Source organism: Delftia sp. WSY_12, assembly GCF_043104645.1.
Taxonomy (GTDB): Bacteria; Pseudomonadota; Gammaproteobacteria; order Burkholderiales; family Burkholderiaceae_C; genus Comamonas; species Comamonas tsuruhatensis.
This window is the reverse complement of record NZ_JBICKW010000045.1, coordinates 1-1,169: the sequence shown is the minus strand read 5'-3', so window position 1 is coordinate 1,169 and position 1,169 is coordinate 1. Positions and strand designations below refer to the sequence as shown.

Here is a 1,169-nt window from a genome sequence, read left to right as displayed (position 1 = left end):
CCGCCACCTCCGCCTCCCACGGTCAGCGAATACTTCGAGCCCACTTCGGTGCTTTGCTTGCTGCCGACCTTGACCTGGCGCTCCTGCCCCACGGTGAGGCTCTGGTTCATGCCCACATGGGTCTGCATGGCCACGCCGATGTTTTCCATGTAGTTGACGCCGATGTTCATCATCTTCATCCCACCCACGTTCTGCATGTAGGCCATGCCTATGGTCTGGGTCTTGAGCAGGCCGACCGTGACGTGCCAGTTCTGGCCTATCTTGTCGGTCTCGGTCTTGCCGATGGTCTTGCTGCGGTTCTTGCCGATGGAGATGTTCTCGTCGATGCCAACGTCTTCATTGCGGTTGTCGCCGATGCTGATCTTCTCGTCGTGGTCCACCCGCTCCGTGCGGTTGTTGTGCACGGTGATGGTCTCGTCGCGGTCCACGGTCTCGGTGCGGTCCCGGTGGATGACGCTGGTCTCGTCCCGGTCGATGGTCTTGCGCCGGTCGTTGCCCACCCATTTGTCCTCGTCGTTCTCGACCTCGGTGAGCTGGTCCTTTTGCGCATGCAGCCACAGCTGTTCTTGCCCGGCCTTGTCCTCGAAGCGGATGGCGTTGGCGTCGCCCGGGCCGTTCTTCATGCCCGCGCCTGCGGCACCGCCCTTGCTCGATCGGGTCTTGATGCCCGATTGCGTGGCGTTGGCCGGCAGCGCCCAGGGCGGCATGTTGGCCGCGTTGTAGACGCAGCCCGTGACGATGGGATAGTCCGGGTCGCCGTTGAGGAAGTCCACCACCACCTCGTGCCCTATGCGCGGGATGGAGATGGCGCCAAAGCCTGGTCCTGCCCAGTTGGTGGCCACGCGGATCCAGCAGCTGGAGTTCTGGTCCTTGCTGCCCAGCCGGTCCCAGTGGAACTGCACCTTGATGCGGCCGTATTCGTCGGTCCAGATTTCTTCTCCGGCCGGGCCCACGACGACGGCGGTCTGAGGGCCCGTGGTGCGCGGCTTGGGCGTGGTGCGCGGCGGCGTGAAGGCCAGGCTGGTGGGCTGGGCCTGCAGTTCGTAGCGCTGGAAGGAGCCGTCTTCGGCGGCGCTGCCCTTGGCGCCCGGGGCGACGGCGCTGACGCGGGGGTTCTCCTTGAGGTGGTAGCTCAGGCCCGTGATCAGGTACTGCCGGTTCTGGTCACC

General features: G+C 64.9%; 1 protein-coding gene. It reads right to left on the bottom strand.

Going from position 1 to position 1,169, the window contains the following annotated elements:
- A partial coding sequence (locus ACF8LI_RS22505; protein ID WP_392429834.1) for a type VI secretion system Vgr family protein occupies nucleotides 1-1,169 on the bottom strand: 1,169 nt, incomplete at both ends.